14 protein-coding genes are annotated in these 14575 nt (G+C 72.4%); 5 read left to right on the forward strand and 9 right to left on the reverse strand.

Translation table 11 applies throughout. The features are described from left to right. Nucleotides 1–11 precede the first annotated feature (11 nt). From IB242_RS14740 to IB242_RS14755, 4 genes are read left to right on the forward strand one after another with little or no spacing between them, the layout of a single operon-like run. A complete protein-coding gene (locus IB242_RS14740) occupies nt 12–1085 on the forward strand; it encodes a LacI family DNA-binding transcriptional regulator (RefSeq protein ID WP_192280976.1) in 1074 nt (357 codons plus the stop codon). 17 nt (nt 1086–1102) lie between these two features. Continuing rightward, on the forward strand, nt 1103–2137 hold the full coding sequence (locus IB242_RS14745) for an SIS domain-containing protein (RefSeq protein WP_192280979.1): 1035 nt from the start codon (nt 1103–1105) through the stop codon (nt 2135–2137). After that, the gene (gene nagA / locus IB242_RS14750; protein ID WP_192280982.1) at nt 2137–3288 is read left to right on the forward strand and encodes an N-acetylglucosamine-6-phosphate deacetylase; all 1152 of its coding nucleotides are present in this window, start codon (nt 2137–2139) and stop codon (nt 3286–3288) included. The genes IB242_RS14745 and nagA overlap by 1 nt, the downstream gene beginning before the upstream one ends. Nucleotides 3289–3301: 13 nt before the next feature. Continuing rightward, the gene (locus tag IB242_RS14755; protein WP_192280985.1) at nt 3302–4402 is read left to right on the forward strand and encodes a heparan-alpha-glucosaminide N-acetyltransferase domain-containing protein; all 1101 of its coding nucleotides are present in this window, start codon (nt 3302–3304) and stop codon (nt 4400–4402) included. 285 nt (nt 4403–4687) lie between these two features. Here the strand turns inward: IB242_RS14755 and IB242_RS14760 are convergent, their stop codons facing one another. The 7 genes from IB242_RS14760 to IB242_RS14790 form a co-directional block, all read right to left on the reverse strand. After that, on the reverse strand, nt 4688–5950 hold the full coding sequence (locus IB242_RS14760; protein WP_192280988.1) for an RNA polymerase sigma factor: 1263 nt from the start codon (nt 5948–5950) through the stop codon (nt 4688–4690). A gap of 52 nt (nt 5951–6002) precedes the next feature. Then, nucleotides 6003–6416: a VOC family protein gene (locus IB242_RS14765; protein ID WP_192280991.1), complete on the reverse strand. Its 414-nt coding sequence runs from the start codon at nt 6414–6416 to the stop codon at nt 6003–6005. 74 nt (nt 6417–6490) lie between these two features. Beyond that, nucleotides 6491–6919: a glyoxalase/bleomycin resistance/extradiol dioxygenase family protein gene (locus IB242_RS14770; protein WP_192280994.1), complete on the reverse strand. Its 429-nt coding sequence runs from the start codon at nt 6917–6919 to the stop codon at nt 6491–6493. A gap of 27 nt (nt 6920–6946) precedes the next feature. Then, nucleotides 6947–7372 (reverse strand): YciI family protein, encoded by a 426-nt coding sequence (locus IB242_RS14775; RefSeq protein ID WP_192280997.1) that lies wholly within the window; start codon nt 7370–7372, stop codon nt 6947–6949. Nucleotides 7373–7499: 127 nt separating this feature from the next. Further along, entirely contained in the window at nt 7500–7856 is a 357-nt protein-coding gene (locus tag IB242_RS14780) for a DUF1428 domain-containing protein (protein ID WP_192281000.1), read from the reverse strand. Nucleotides 7857–8327: 471 nt separating this feature from the next. Beyond that, on the reverse strand, nt 8328–9572 hold the full coding sequence (locus IB242_RS14785; RefSeq protein WP_192281003.1) for a multifunctional CCA addition/repair protein: 1245 nt from the start codon (nt 9570–9572) through the stop codon (nt 8328–8330). Between the two features lie 429 nt (nt 9573–10001). Next, nucleotides 10002–11951, reverse strand: coding sequence for a transglycosylase SLT domain-containing protein (locus IB242_RS14790; protein ID WP_192281020.1), 1950 nt, complete (start codon nt 11949–11951; stop codon nt 10002–10004). An 86-nt stretch (nt 11952–12037) separates the two neighbouring features. Here IB242_RS14790 and IB242_RS14795 point away from each other — a divergent pair, with 86 nt between their 5' ends. Continuing rightward, nucleotides 12038–12844, forward strand: a complete 807-nt coding sequence (locus tag IB242_RS14795) for a sulfite exporter TauE/SafE family protein (protein WP_225540683.1) — start codon at nt 12038–12040, stop codon at nt 12842–12844. Nucleotides 12845–13100: 256 nt separating this feature from the next. Here IB242_RS14795 and IB242_RS14800 read toward each other — a convergent pair whose 3' ends face one another. Both IB242_RS14800 and IB242_RS14805 read right to left on the reverse strand, forming a co-directional pair. Beyond that, nucleotides 13101–13793, reverse strand: coding sequence for a DUF4124 domain-containing protein (locus tag IB242_RS14800; protein ID WP_192281022.1), 693 nt, complete (start codon nt 13791–13793; stop codon nt 13101–13103). Between the two features lie 2 nt (nt 13794–13795). Next, nucleotides 13796–14566, reverse strand: a complete 771-nt coding sequence (locus IB242_RS14805; RefSeq protein WP_192281024.1) for a DUF4124 domain-containing protein — start codon at nt 14564–14566, stop codon at nt 13796–13798. Between the last annotated feature and the right edge of the window lie 9 nt (nt 14567–14575).

The raw sequence follows: 14575 nt of genomic DNA on the forward strand, positions 1-14575 counted from the left end.
CAGTGACGGGCATGCGCAGACCCACCATCAAGGACGTCGCGGAGCGGGCGAAGGTGTCGCTCAAGACCGTGTCGCGGGTGATCAACAACGAGCCGTCGGTGATGCAGGCCACGCGCTCGCGCGTGCTGCAGGCCATCGCCGACCTCGACTACGAGCCGGACGCGACCGCGCGCAACCTGCGCTCGGGTACGCCGTTCGTGATCGGACTGGTCTACGACAACCCGAATCCGTACCACATCATCGGCGTGCAGAACGGCGTGCTGGCGGCCTGCCGCGAAACCGGCTTCGGCCTGCAGATCCATCCCTGCGACTCCACCTCGCCGCTGCTGGCCGAGGAACTGGCCGAACTCGTGCAGCGCTCGCGCCTGGCCGGGCTGGTGCTGACCGCGCCGATGTCCGAGCGCCCCGAACTGCTGGCGGCGCTGCGGACCAAGGGCGTGCGCCTGGTGCGGATCATCGCCGCGACCGAGGATCCCGCGGACGGCATGCCCTGCGTGTTCATCGACGACCGCGATGCGGCCTACGAGGTCACCGAGCACCTGATCCAGCTCGGCCACCAGCGCATCGGGTTCCTGTGGGGCGGGGCGCAGCACCGTTCCAGCGGCGAGCGCTACGCCGGCTACGAGGCCGCGCTGAAGGATTACGGCATCACCCTCGACAAGCACCTGGTGATCCCCGGCGACTACACCTTCGACGACGGCTTCCGTGGCGCGCGCCGCCTGCTGGCGCTGCGCGAGCCGCCGACGGCGATCTTCGGCAGCAACGACGAAATCGCCTCCGGCGTGCTGGCCGCGGCCAAGTCGGTCGGGCTCAACGTGCCCTACGACCTGTCCATCGCCGGCTTCGAGGACAGCCCGTTCTCGCGCCAGTCCTGGCCGCCGCTGACCACCGCCAAGCAGGCCACCGGTGAGATCGCCCGGCATGCCGCGCGGCTGCTGATCGGCAGCCTGCGCCAGGACGCCTACGACGATGCACCGATGGCCGTGGCCAACCAGGGGTTCGTGCCGCAGCTGGTGGTGCGCGGCTCGACCGCGCCGGCGCCGCTGCAGCAGCGCCCGAAACCGGCCTCCTCTTCAGACGCCTGATCGACCCTGCCCAGACCATGTCCGATTCCCTGCCCGAGCCGTCCCAGACCCTGATGTTCCGCGAGGCCGCGGAGACCGCCGACGTGGTCGCGGCGCAGTTCCAGCGCAACCGCGACACCATCGCCGCGCTGGCCGCCCGGCTGCGCTCCGCGCCGCCGCCGTTCGTGGCGACCTGCGCGCGCGGCAGCTCCGATCACGCCGCCACCTACGCCAAGTACCTGTTCGAAACAGGCGCAGGCTGCGTGACCGCGTCGCTGTCGCCATCGGTCGGTTCGATCTACAACGCGCCGCTGCGGCTGCGCGATGCGCTGTTCATCGCGATCTCGCAGTCGGGCAAGAGCCCGGATCTGCTGCGCAACGCCGAGGCCGCGCGCGCGGCCGGCGCGCACGTGGTCGCGCTGGTCAACGTCGAGGACGCGCCGCTGGCGGCGCTGGCCGATACCGTGATCCCGCTGGGCGCGGGCCCGGAAAAGAGCGTGGCCGCGACCAAGAGCTACCTGGCCTCGCTGGCGGCGATCGCGCAGCTGGCCGCGCACTGGACCGGCGATGCGGCGTTGCTTGGCGCGCTCGACCGCCTGCCCGACAGCCTGCGCGCGGCCTGGGCGTCGGACTGGAGCGCGCTGACCGACGGGCTGGTCGATGCGCACAATCTGTTCGTGCTCGGCCGTGGTCCGGGCCTGGCCGCCGCGCAGGAGGCGGCGCTGAAGTTCAAGGAGACCTGCGGCCTGCACGCCGAGGCCTACAGTTCGGCCGAGGTCAAACACGGGCCGATGGCGCTGGTCGGCGCCGGCTTCCCGGTGCTGGCATTCGCCCAGCCCGATGGCATCGGCGAGGGCACCGGCGCGCTGGCCGCCGAGTTCCACGCGCGCGGTGCGCAGGTGTGGCTGGCCGGGCAGGGCGGCGACCTGCCGCTGGCCCAGGCGCCGCATCCGGCGCTGGCGCCGCTGCTGACCGTGCAGAGCTTCTACCGCGCGATCAACGCGCTGGCGCTGCGCCGCGGGCACAACCCCGACCTGCCGCCGCATCTGAACAAGGTCACGGAGACGGTGTGATGGCCAGCGTCGCCCTGCTCAATGCCCGCATCCTGTTCGACGACGGCTTCCGCGACGACCGGGCGCTGCTGATCGAGGGCGGCCGCATCGCCGCGGTGCTGGCACCGGACCAGGCGCGCGCGCGCGCCGACGCCGTGCAGGACCTCGGCGGCGGCACCCTGCTGCCCGGCTTCATCGACGCGCAGGTCAACGGCGGCGGCGGGGTGCTGTTCAACAACGACACCAGCGTCGCCGCGATCGCGGCGATCGGCCGTGCGCACCGGCGCTTCGGTACCACCGGCTTTCTGCCGACCCTGATCAGCGACGACGCCGAGGTGATGGCGCGCGCGGTCGAGGCCACCGGCGCGGCGATCGCCGCCGGCGTTCCCGGGGTGCTCGGCATCCACCTGGAAGGGCCGTACATCGCGCCGGCGCGCAAGGGCACGCACGATGCGGGCAAGTTCCGCGTGCCCGATGCCGACGAAGTGGCGATGGCCACCGCGCTGCGCGGTGGCATCACCCTGATCACGCTGGCCCCCGAGCAGGTGCCGGCCGACACCATCCGCGCGATGGTCGCGCGCGGTGCGATCGTCGTCGCCGGGCATACCGCCGCCACCTACGAACAAACGCGTGCCGGCCTCGCGGCCGGCCTCAGCGGCTTCACCCATCTGTACAACGCGATGTCGCCGCTGCAGGGCCGCGAGCCCGGCGCGGTCGGCGCGGCGCTGGAGGATGCGGACAGCTGGTGCGGCGTCATCGTCGACGGCGTGCACGTGCACCCGGCCAGCCTGCGCGTGGCGCTGGCGGCCAAGCCGCGCGGCAAGCTGTTCCTGGTGACCGATGCGATGCCGATGGTGGGCGCGGACGATCCGGCCTTCGCGCTGTACGGCGAAACGATCACCGCGGTCGATGGCGTGGTCCGCAACGCCGCCGGCGCACTGGCCGGCTCGGCGCTGGACATGGCCACCGCGGTGCGCAACTGCGTGCAGCTGCTGCATCTGCCGCTGGACGAAGCCGCGCGCATGGCCTCGACCTACCCGGCGCGGTTCCTGGGCATCGCCGACCGTCGCGGGCGCATCGCCGAAGGCCTGCAGGCCGACCTGGTGCTGCTGGACGACGCGTTCGGGGTGCGTGCGACCTGGATCGATGGCGTGCGCGAGGACGTGGCGTGAGCGTGGCATCGGCATGCCGGCTGTGCCATCGCGGACGGTGAGCAGCCCGCGTGCGGCCCGGTTCGCCTCGGTCGACGCGCTGCGTGGCCTGACCGTCGCGGCGATGCTGCTGGTCAACAACCCGGGCGACTGGGGCCATGTCTACCCGTTGCTGCTGCATGCCGACTGGCATGGCTGCACGCCGACCGACCTGGTGTTTCCGTTCTTTCTCGGCATCGTCGGTGTCTCGATCGCGCTTGGCGTGGTGCCGCGGCTGGAAGCAGGCGGCGATCGCGCCGCGCTGATGCGCGGAGTCGCAGTGCGCGCACTGCGCATCGTGGCGGTCGGGCTGCTGCTGCACCTGCTGGCCTGGTGGCTGCTCGACCGGCCGGGCTTCCGCCCCTTCGGCGTGCTGCAGCGGATCGGTCTGTGCGTCCTGCTGGCCGGCGCAGCCGCGCTGTGGCTGCGCCCGCGCATGCAGTGGTGGCTGCTGGCGGCACTGCTGCTGGGTTACTGGGCGCTGCTCGCCATCGGCGCAAGCTACGCGCCCTATGCCAACCTGCCGAGCCGGGTCGACGACGCGCTGCTCGGCCCGTGGCTGTACCAGCACGATCCGCCGACCGGTCGCGGCCAGGATCCCGAAGGCCTGCTCAGCACGCTGGGCGCGCTGGCGACGACGCTGCTCGGCCTGCGCGCCGGCGACTGGCTGCGGCGTGGCCGCCTGTCGCGGTTGTGGGTGGGCGCTGCAGCGGCGTTGCTGCTGGGCCTGCTGTGGTCGGCCTGGCTGCCCTGGAACAAGGCGCTGTGGACGCCGTCCTATGTGCTGTGGAGCAGCGGCTGGCTGCTGCTGACGCAGGCGGCCGCGCACGTGCTGATCGACCGGCGCGGCTGGCCGGCGCTCGGCCGCAGTTTCGGCGTCAATGCGATCGCCGCGTTCGCCGGCTCGGCGCTGATGGTCTACGTGTTCGCCGCGCTCGGTTGGTGGGCGCCGATCTACCGGATCGGGTTCGCCGGCTGGATGACGCCGCTGGCGGGCCCGTCTCTGCCGTCGCTGGCGTTTGCGCTGGCCTTCGTCGGTGTGTGGTGGCTGATCGTGCGCTGGATGGACCGGCGCGGCTGGCACCTGAAGATCTGACGGGCTCCGGTGCCTGCCGGTGCGCGGACGGTGCTGTGCCGATCGCGCAGCCGGTCCGGTTGTGGCCAGTGCGCAGTCGTCGGTCCGGTATCGCCCGTCGCGGTGCAGGCCGGCATCGGTGGCCGTCCCGGTCGAGCCGCCTGTCCCACGACATTGCGATGCGCCTGTGCCGTCACCTCGCCCGACACCGACGTGTGCGCCGTCTTCCGCCGGGCCTAGTCGCGCCACTGGATCGGCGTCCTCGCGGTGCCACGCCGATCGACAGGGACGACGACGCGCGCGTCCCTATCGTCGACACGCCGCCGCACGTGCCTCCAGCAGTGCACGCTCGCGTGCGTTGCCGGTCATCGCCGCCGCACGCGTGAATTCGACGCATGCCTCGTCGATTCTGCCGAGCCTGCACAGCAGGTCGCCGCGCACGCTGGGCAGCAGGTGATAACCGGCCAGCTTCGCGTCGTCGCGCAGCGCGTCGACCAGCGGCAGCGCGGCGGCCGGCCCGTTGGCCATCGCGACGGCGACGGCACGGTTGAGTTCGACCACGGGCGAGGGCGTCACCTGGGCCAGTGCCCCGTACAGCGCGACGATGCGCGTCCAGTCGGTGGCCTCGGCGGTGGTGGCGCGCGCGTGGCAGGCGGCGATCGCGGCCTGCAGCGCATAGGGGCCCGACGCGCCGCCCAGCCGTCCCGCCTGCGCCAGCGCCTCCAGCCCGCGACCGATCAGCAGGCGATCCCAGCGCGACCGGTCCTGCTCCAGCAGCAGCACCGGCGTGCCGTCCGCCGCGACCCGCGCATGCTGGCGCGAGGCCTGCAGTTCCATCAGTGCGAGCAGACCGAACACCTCGGGCTCCTGCGGCATCAACCCGGCCAGGACCCGGCCCAGGCGCAGCGCTTCCTCGCACAGCGCCGGCCGCATCCAGTCCTCGCCGCTGCTCGCCGCATAGCCCTCGTTGAAGACCAGGTAGATCACGCCGAGCACGGCCGAGAGCCGCCCGGGCAGTTCCTCGCGCCGCGGGATCTCGAACGATACCTGCGCGTCGGCCAGGGTGCGCTTGGCGCGCACGATGCGCTGGGCGATGGTCGGCTCGCTGGTCAGGAACGCATGCGCGATCTCGCCGGTCTCCAGCCCACCGAGCAGGCGCAGTGTCAGCGCGACCCGCGACTCGGCCGGCAGCACCGGATGGCAGGCGATGAACATCAATCGCAGCAGGTCGTCGCCGACGGTGTCGTCGAGCAGTTCGTCGCCGCGCGCATCCGCATCGCGCTGCCACTGCTCGAGTTCCCAGGCCAACTCCACGTGCTTGTGCTCGCGCAGCTGCAGGTGGCGCAGGCGGTCGATCGCACGGTTGCGGGCGGTGGTCATCAGCCAGGCTCCGGGATTGTCCGGCACGCCGGTGTCGGGCCATTTCTCCAGCGCCGCCACCAGCGCGTCCTGCGCGAACTCCTCGGCCAGGCCGACATCGCGCACGATGCGGACCAGGCCGGCGATCAGGCGCGCCGACTCCATCCGCCAGACCGCGTCGATGCTGCGATGGATGTCGTGTCCGCTCATGCGCGGCGATCACAGCATCGACACGGCGACGCGGCAAGTGCCGCGCACGGACTCATGCGGCCCCCGGCGCCGCTCCCGGATCCATGTGGAAGGGCTCCCACTGGTGTCCGTCCAGATCGGCGAAGCTCTGCTGGTACATGAAGCCCAGGTCGCGCGGCGGCTGGGTGACGCTGGCGCCGGCGCCCACCGCGCTGGCCACCAGCGCATCGACCTCGGCGCGGCTGTCCAGCTGCAGCGCCAGCAGCACTTCGGTCTGCCTGGTCGCGTCGCTGATCGGCTTGCCGCCGGTGAAGCCGCCGAAGAACGGTTCGACCAGCAGCATCACGGAGATGCTGTCGGAGACGATCATGCAGGTGGCGTTCTCGTCGGTGAAATCCGGATTGAAGCTGAAGCCGAGCGCGGTGAAGAAGTCGACCGAGCGCTGCAGGTTCCTGACCGGCAGGTTGACGTAGATCTGACGTGCCATGCGGGTGTCCTCGGGAAAGGGGGGACGCGGTCGCGTCGTTCGTGGTCGATCGGGCGTGGCGGGTGCCGCGTCCGTCAGGGCTGGCAGGGGTCGGAGCAGTTGACCATCCACGGCACGCCGAAGCGGTCGACCAGCATCGCGTAGCACTTCGCCCAGAAGGTCTGCTGCAGCGGCATCTCGATGCGCTGCGCGCCGTCGGCCAGCACCGCATAGACCTGCTCGGCCTCGTCCGGGGTGTCCACGTGCAGCACCACGTAGGCCCCCTTGATGCCTTCATGGGGCGCCTCGCCGAGGCCATCGCTGCCCATCAGCAGCGCGCCGCGCAGGTCGAGACAGGCATGCATGACCCGGTCGCGGTCGCCCGGGGCAATGTCCGGACCTGCGCCGGGCGGCATCCCGCCGAACGTGGACAGCGTCTGCAGCGTCGCCCCGAGGTGCCGCACGTAATGGTCGAAGGCCTGGCGGCAGGTGCCGTCGAACAGCAGGTAGGCGTTGAGCGTCATGGCGTCGTTCTCCTGGATGCGGGCGGCTCAGCCGCGGTCGGCCAGCTGGTCGCGCAGACGTCGTTCCTGCTCGCGCAGTTCCGGCGTGAACTCGGCGCCGAAGTCGTCCTCCTCGAACACCGGACGGATCTCGATCTCGCTGTCCTCCGGATGTGGATTCGGGCAGCGTCGCGCCCACTCGATCGCTTCGTCCATCGAGCGCACCTGCCAGAGCCAGAAACCGGCGACCAGTTCCTTGGTCTCCGCGAACGGCCCGTCGATCACGGTCCGGCTGCTGCCGGAAAAGCGCACCCGCACGCCTTTCGAGCTTGGATGCAGGCCTTCGCCCGCCAGCATCACGCCGGCCTTGACCAGTTCATCGTTGAAGCGGCCCATGTCGGCAAGCAGCTGCTCGCTGGGCATCACACCCGCCTCGGAACCGGGGGCCGCCTTCACCATCACCATCACGCGCATGTCCGTTCTCCTGGGTCGCGGCCCGATCGGCGGGATGCCTGCCGGGCTCATGGTGGGACGACGGGCGGGCGACCGCGGAATCGACACGGCCGGTCGGCGCCTGACGACCGGCACGGCGCGGAGAGGGTCAGAACGTCACGATCGGCTTGAAGCCGCCATGCAGCATGCGCGATGGCTGGAACGGCATGTTCTCCGGCCCCATCGCCGCGACCCGCGGATCGCCCAGGACCTCGGCATTGACCTGCTGGCGGTGGGCGCGCGAGCGGTACAGGATCCAGGAGAACACCACGACCTCGTCCGGCCCGGCCTGGACCGCCTTCGGAAACGAGACCGCCCCATCGGGAGCGAGATCGTCGGCGACCGCTTCCAGGTACTGCAGCGCGCCATACTCCATCCAGATCCGGCCGGCCCGGCGCGCGAGCCGGCGGTACTCGCGCAGGCGGTCGCGCGGGACCGGCACCAGGAATCCGTCCATGTAGGCCATTGCGGGGTCTCCTGTCCGTTGCGGGCGGACGATGCCCTGACCGGCGGGACAGCGACATCGTGGGGCAGCATGCGCCCGGGCGCGTGTACCCGATGTCGGGCGCGGGGTGTGGGCATGCGGCGCAGCGGTGCGTGATCGGCCGCTGCCGCAGTGCGGCTGGCCCGGCCAGGCATGGCGGAGTGCGATGACGCCGGAGCGTGCGGTGTGCGGCGCCACCGCGCCGCATCTGCAGTGCGTCGATGGCGCAGGACCAGCGTGCGGATCGCGTCCGCCGCGCGGCGCGCACGCCGGATGTCGTGGTCCGCAGCGTGATCCGGCCGTGTGGATTCGTCTGTCGGTGCGTCGGCCGTCAGCGGGTGGATCGCGTCGTGGACGCACCGCTGGCGATCTTCCTGCGGACAGCGTCGGGGCCCGGGCTTCCGCCTGTTCCATCCGCATGCATGCGGCCATGCGCTGCATGCGCGCCTGCGATCAGGGCGGATCGGGGCGCCGCAGCGTGCGGGCCGCGCCGATCGCGGCGATCCGTGCCTTGCGCAGGGCGGTGCCGATGGCCGGGCCGCTCAGGCCCTGCGCGGCCAGGTCGCGCGCGTTCACGGCGCAGGCCGCGGCGTGCAGCCGCACCAGTTCCGGGCCCTGCGGATAGGCGGCGTCCTCGCTGCCGGTGCGGCCGCGCTTGTCGGCCTCGCAAACCAGCGCCAGCTGGGCCACGCGCTGCGGCCGGCGGAACGCGTCGCAGCGTTCCAGCAGTTCGTGCACGGTGGCATCGCGCAGCTCGGCCAGGCGATGCACGTTCAGATGTTCGCGGCAGGCGAGCTGGGCCAGCTGCCGGTGCTCGGTCGGGATCTTCAGCCGCTCGCACAGCGCGGCCAGCGGTTTCAGGCCGGCGCCTTCGTGGCCGATGTGGCGCGGCAGCACGTGCGCTGGCGTCAGCGCCTTGCCCAGGTCGTGGGTCAGCGCGGCGAAGCCGATCAGGTCGTCGCCCGGCGCGAGCCGCGCGGCCATGTCGCTGACCAGCTGCTGGTGGATGCCGGTATCGACTTCCGGGTGGTACTCGGCGCGCTGCGGCACGCCGTACAGCGCATCGACCTCGGGCAGGATCGCGGCCAGCGCGCCGGCGTCGTGCAGCGTGGACAGGAAGGCCGATGGCTGCTTCGCCACCAGCGCCTTGCGCAGCTCCTGCCAGATGCGCTCGGGCACCAGCGCGTCGAGTTCGCCACTGGCCGCCATCCGGCGCATGAGCTCCATGGTTTCGGGGGCGACCGTGAATCCCAGCGGGGCCAGCCGCGCCATGAAGCGTGCCGCGCGCAGCACCCGCAGCGGATCCTCGGCGAAGGCCGGGCCGACGTGGCGCAGCACGCGCTGTTCGATGTCGCGCACGCCGCCATACGGGTCGACGATGCGGCCGTCGTCCTCGTCGCGGGCGATGGCGTTGATGGTGAAGTCGCGGCGCTGCAGGTCGTCTTCCAGCGTCACCGACGGATCGGCATCGACGACGAATCCCCGGTAGCCGCGGCCGCTCTTGCGCTCGGTGCGGGCCAGCGCGTGCTCCTCGTGCGTCTGCGGATGCAGGAACACCGGGAAATCGCGGCCGATGGCGGTGTAGCCGAGCGCTTCCATCTGCGCCTGGCTGGCGCCGACCACGACCCAGTCGCGGTCGCCGGCCGGCAGGCCGAGCAGTTCATCGCGGATCGCACCACCGACGAGATAGGTCTTCATCCGGGCATCGTAACGTGCCGCGTGGCGGCGTCCTGCATGAAAAGGGGCCGGCGATGCAGTGGGTCGTTGCGTTCGGCGATCGGTTGCGACCGGCGGACGGCGCGATCGCACGCCACCCGGCTGGCAGCGTTGCGCGTCTGGAAAGAGCGGGCGTCAGCGGCCCGGGAGCAGGAGCAGGCGGGCCAGGCGCGATCTCCGCTCGGGTTCCAGCCCCGCGATCTCCGGCGTGCCGCGTGATCGGCACGGCAGGCTGTCGGATCCCGTGCGGGCAAGCCGGATCGCGTGTGGTGCCGTCATGGCGGACACCGCGCCGGTCATCGCCCCCATCGGCTCGGAAGAAACGCGGAACGCCGGCTCAACGTGGCACGGCATGGCGATGCATCCGGCCTGCAGCGGTGCGGCCCGTGGCGGCTGCGCTTCCGGTGCCGGTCAGCTGCCTGTCGCAGGACAGGCGAACGCGCGCCGCCTGCCTTCGGTGCGGCCCATCATCCGGTCGCTGACCGGCAGGGCGTCGCCGTTGAGGCGCCAGTCGTAGATCGCGCTGAAGGCCAGCACGCGCGCGACGTACTCGCGGGTCTCCTTGTAGCTGATCGTCTCGATCCAGATGTCGGGATCCATGTTCGGCCGCTGCGACTGCCAGCGTGCGACCGGGGTCGGGCCGGCGTTGTAGGCGGCGATGGCGACGTAGGTGGTGCCGTACTTGTCCTCCATCTCGCGCAGGTAGGCACTGCCGAGGGCGATGTTGGTCGACGAGTCGTACAGGCTGTCGGCGCCGTTGTACGCCAGGCCGGTGCGTTTGGCGACCGCAGCGGCAGTGGACGGCAGCAGCTGCATCAGGCCGCGTGCGTTGGCGCCGGAGCGCGCGTTGGGATTGAACACGCTCTCGGCGCGGATCTCGGCGGCGATCCAGGCCGGGTCGAGGTCGTGCCGCTTGGCCGCGGCGCGGATGTCGGCGTCGTGGTGCAGCGGAAAGCGCAGCGTGTACAGGCGCTGTTCTTCCGGCTGCTTGCCGAGCGAGAACAGGCCGCGGTCGAACCAGCCGGCGTCCTGCGCCAACGCGACCGCGGTGCGCCGGCGCGCGTCGTCGAAGCCGGCCAGGGCGTTGTCCCATTCGCGCAGCGCCCAGCCCGGCTGGTCGATGCGGTACAGCGCCAGCGCGCGGACCAGCGCGGGGTTGCGTGCGACCTCGGTGCGCAGGGTGGGGCTGTCGGCCGGCTCCCACGGGCACAGCGTATAGGTCTGGTCGAGCCGGTCGGCGGCGAGAAAGCCGTGGAAGGTCGGGCTGGTGGCGACCTGGCGGAACAGCGCCTGCGCTTCGCTGCTGCGGCCGGTCTTTTCCAGCATCCGCGCCTCGAACCAGCGCCAGCGCGAATCGGCGCGCATCGATGCAGGCAGCTTGCGCAACGCGGTCAGCGCCGACGGCCAGTCGCCGCGGGCCAGCGCCTCACGCACGCGCCATTCGTGCAGGCGCTCGTCGTAGGCGGACTCCGGCACCGCGTCGAGCCGGCGTGCCGAGTCCGGGAGATAGGAGGCCACCGTCCACAGCGCGATCTGGTACAGCACCTGGCCGCGCTCGGCCTCGGTCATGCCCAGCGCCTGCGCGTACTGCGGCAGCTGGCGCTCGGCGGCATCGGGATCGTCCTTGCCCAGCTTCGCCAGACCGATCGCGGCGATGCGGCGGCTGCGTGCGTCCTTCGGCCACTGCAGCGCGCGCGGGTGCACGGCCTGGACGAAGGCGGCGTAGTCGGTGGCCAGCGCCTGCGCGGCGGCAGGCAGGCCGCGTGCGGCGGCGCGCATCACCGCCGGCTGCTGCTCGGCCGCGGCCAGGTCGATGCGTTCCCAGCGCAGCGCATCGTCGAGGCCGCCGCGGGCGGCGAGCGCGGCGAACACCGGGTCGCAGGCGTCGGGCAGCGCCTTGCCGCTGCGCCAGATCGCCTGCGCCTCGCCGTTCCAGCCGGCATCGGCGCGGCCGAGACTCTGCAGCGCGTCCAGCCGCGCGCAGCGCAGGCCGGTATTGGTGGTGGGCCGCCAGTCGGCCAGCAGCGCGGTCCAGTCCTTGCGCCGGGCCAGCGCGGCCAGCCACAGCGGCCGCAGCGTGTCGGCGGCGGCCTGGCCGTCGTGGCGCTGCAGGAAGGCACGCACGACGACCGCGTCGGCACGATCCATGTCGCGGCTGAAGCGGGCGACCTCCAGCCACGGCGCACGCGGGTCGCTGCGCAGCGCATCGAGCTGCTGGTTGCTCAACGCGCCGCGGCGCGCATCGGCCAGCGCGCTCTTGAAGGCGGCATCGGCGGCGGTGGTGGACGGAGTCTGGGCGGCGCCGGTGTGGGCGGCCAGCAGCAGGGCGAAGCCGGCAAGGATGGTAGTGGGACGCGACATGCGGTCGAATATACGCATCGCGCCTGAATGGCCGTGTCGACATCGTGTCGCGACGACCGCGTCGCGTTCTTCGCCGGAGTGCCGTGTTGGATCTTCTGCCGTACCTGCTGTTTCCACTGCTCGGCATCTTCGCCGGGGTCATGGCCGGCCTGCTCGGTATCGGCGGCGGGCTGGTGATCATCGCTGCGCTGGCCTGGCTGCTGCCGCTGTTCGGCATCCCGCAGGACGCGGCGATGCATGCCGCGCTGGCGACCTCGCTGGCCAGCATCGTGCTGACCGGCCTGTCGTCGGCGCGCGCGCATGCCAGGCGCGGCAGCGTGCTGTGGCCGACCGTGGCCTGGATGGTGCCCGGGCTGCTGATCGGTGGCTGGCTGGGGAGTGGTCTTGCGGTGCTGCTGGACGACCGCACGTTGCGCTGGATCGTCGCCGGCTACTGCCTGATCGCGGCCTGGCAGATCGGCTTCGGCCGTACCCGCGCGCCCGCCGACGGCAGCGAGATCGCCGCGCCGCGCGGCTGGCCGATGAGCGTGGCCGGCGGCGGCATCGGTGCGTTGTCGGCGGTGGTCGGCATCGGTGGCGGCAGCATGACCGTGCCGCTGCTGGTCTGGCGCGGCGTGCGCCCGGTGCGCGCGGTGGGCACGTCCAGCGCCTGCGGAGTGGCGATCGGCCTGTCCAGCGCGTTCGGCTATGCGCTGCACGCGCCGGAGGGCGCGCTGCCGGGGGCTTCGGTCGGCTACATCTACCTGCCGGCGGCGCTCGGTGTGGCCGCCGCCTCGGTGCTGGCCGCGCCGTGGGGCACGCGGCTGGCGCACCGGCTCAGCGGCGAGGCCCTGCGCAGGGTGTTCGCGGTGTTCCTGCTGCTGGTGGCGCTGAGCATCTTCTGGTCGGGCTGAGGACGGACCTGCTGCCGCACCAGGTCGATGCAGCGGCTGGCGCGCGCTGCGGCCACGCACGGTGGCGTGGTGCGCCGGACGCTCGATCCTCCCGCAGCGGCGCGACGACCCGACAGGGGCCGCTGTACTGGCGCGATCGCGATGCCCCCGCGGATGCGCCGGCTGCGGCGCCCCGCGGTCCTGGCGTGTCGAGGTGGTTCTCTGCAGTCGGAGCACCCCGTGATGCCGCATCGGGGGCGACATCCGCTGCGCGTGCTCAGCCGCCGCAGCTGCTCTCGGCCACGATGCGCGCCAGCCGTTCGTAGGCCTCGCGCCGCGTGCCCTCGTTGTCCGGGTGCGCGAAGCGCCAGCGCGATTCGGCCTCGCGCGTGAGGCGTGCCCATGCCTCGCAGGCGCCGCCGTCCGGGACCCGCGCGCACTGGTCGCGCTTGACCTCGCAGGCCTGGCCGGCGCCCATGGCGGGATTGCCGTCCAGTCCCACCGTCCGCAACGCAATGCAGCGCGGCGGCTGCTCTTCCTCTTCCGCCAGGTAGCTGTCGTTGTCGTAAGTGGTGCAGCGGAAGATCGGCGGTGGCGGCAGCCGCTGTCCGGACGTGGCATCTGCCGGCGTGTCGGCAGTGCGGTCGCGGCGCAGGGTGGCGCTGTCCAGGATCCGCGGCGGCTCCTGCGCATCGCCAGTCCCGGCCATCGTTGCCGTCGATCCATCGGATGCGGCGGGAAACAGCGGCGAACGCACTGCGGGCGTGGCCGTCGGTGCGGCGCCCACGCCTTCCATCCGGCGGATTTCGGTCCGGCTGCCGGCGGGACAGGGCTGGTTCTGCACGCTGAGGTTGCCGGCGGCATCGGTGCAGCGGTAGATGGTGACCGGCTGCGCCTGCGCGGCACCGGCCGGCATCCCCGCAAGTACCAGGCAGAGGGCGACGACGCGTGGGAGGACGGCGGCCGACACGCTCAGTATCCGGGGCAGTCGCTGCCCATCCGTGCGTCGATGCCCTGCTGTTCGAGATCGAGCGCGCGCCGGTCGCTCGGCATGCCGGCGCCGTAGATGCGCAGGATCTCGTAGCGCCGGTCGGACAGGCGCCTGCACACCTCCTGCTGCGGCAGGCGCTGGCAGGGATCGCGCACCCAGGTGCCGCCTGCGGCGACGGGCACCACGACCGGATGCGACGGGCGCGGACCCGGGCCCAGGCCGGGTCCGGTCGGCGGGCCCGGTGGGCGCGGTCCATGCAGTGGCGGTCTTGGCGGATGGGGCGGGCGTGGCCCGGCGACGCCCCAGGCGGTGGTCCAGAAGGGCACCCAGCGCGGATTGCCTTCGCCGTCGTCGCTGATGTATTCGTCTCCGTCCGGTGCGGTGCAGGCGTACATCGGCTGTGGCGGCTGCACCATGACCACGCGGACCTCGCGTTCGATCGCCGGTGCGGCGACGGCCTCCGGCGCGGCGGTCGAGGTCACCCGCGGGGGCGGATCCTGCGGACGCTGCATCTGCACCGTCTGCTGCCGCGCGCCTGCCTGGCAGGGCGTGTCCTGCACGCTGAGCTGGCCCCGGCTGTCGGTGCAGCGGTACAGGGTCACCCTGTCGCTGCCGCCCTGCGCGCGCGTGGTCGCGTCCTGCGCCCCGGCGAGCACGCTGCAGCAGGCGAGCGCGAGGCCGGCGACGCGCGCGGCGCGGCGCGCGCGTGCAGGCAGGACAGGGCCGGGAACAGGCTGGGTGGGCCGATGCATGGGCGGATC

This window comes from Xanthomonas sp. XNM01 (genome assembly GCF_014851915.1).
GTDB lineage: Bacteria > Pseudomonadota > Gammaproteobacteria > Xanthomonadales > Xanthomonadaceae > Pseudoxanthomonas.

Excerpts from the sequence above, each read along its gene's own strand:
- nagA (WP_192280982.1), top strand. The coding sequence starts at position 2,137 with ATGGCCAGCGTCGCCCTGCTCAATGCCCGCATCCTGTTCGACGACGGC.
- IB242_RS14775 (WP_192280997.1), bottom strand. The coding sequence starts at position 7,372 with ATGCGCGTGATGGTGATGGTGAAGGCGGCCCCCGGTTCCGAGGCGGGT.
- IB242_RS14785 (WP_192281003.1), bottom strand. The coding sequence starts at position 9,572 with ATGAAGACCTATCTCGTCGGTGGTGCGATCCGCGATGAACTGCTCGGC.
- IB242_RS14755 (WP_192280985.1), top strand. The coding sequence starts at position 3,302 with ATGCCGGCTGTGCCATCGCGGACGGTGAGCAGCCCGCGTGCGGCCCGG.
- IB242_RS14780 (WP_192281000.1), bottom strand. The coding sequence starts at position 7,856 with ATGGCCTACATGGACGGATTCCTGGTGCCGGTCCCGCGCGACCGCCTG.
- IB242_RS14790 (WP_192281020.1), bottom strand. The coding sequence starts at position 11,951 with ATGTCGCGTCCCACTACCATCCTTGCCGGCTTCGCCCTGCTGCTGGCC.
- IB242_RS14745 (WP_192280979.1), top strand. The coding sequence starts at position 1,103 with ATGTCCGATTCCCTGCCCGAGCCGTCCCAGACCCTGATGTTCCGCGAG.
- IB242_RS14740 (WP_192280976.1), top strand. The coding sequence starts at position 12 with ATGCGCAGACCCACCATCAAGGACGTCGCGGAGCGGGCGAAGGTGTCG.
- IB242_RS14770 (WP_192280994.1), bottom strand. The coding sequence starts at position 6,919 with ATGACGCTCAACGCCTACCTGCTGTTCGACGGCACCTGCCGCCAGGCC.
- IB242_RS14805 (WP_192281024.1), bottom strand. The coding sequence starts at position 14,566 with ATGCATCGGCCCACCCAGCCTGTTCCCGGCCCTGTCCTGCCTGCACGC.
- IB242_RS14760 (WP_192280988.1), bottom strand. The coding sequence starts at position 5,950 with ATGAGCGGACACGACATCCATCGCAGCATCGACGCGGTCTGGCGGATG.
- IB242_RS14765 (WP_192280991.1), bottom strand. The coding sequence starts at position 6,416 with ATGGCACGTCAGATCTACGTCAACCTGCCGGTCAGGAACCTGCAGCGC.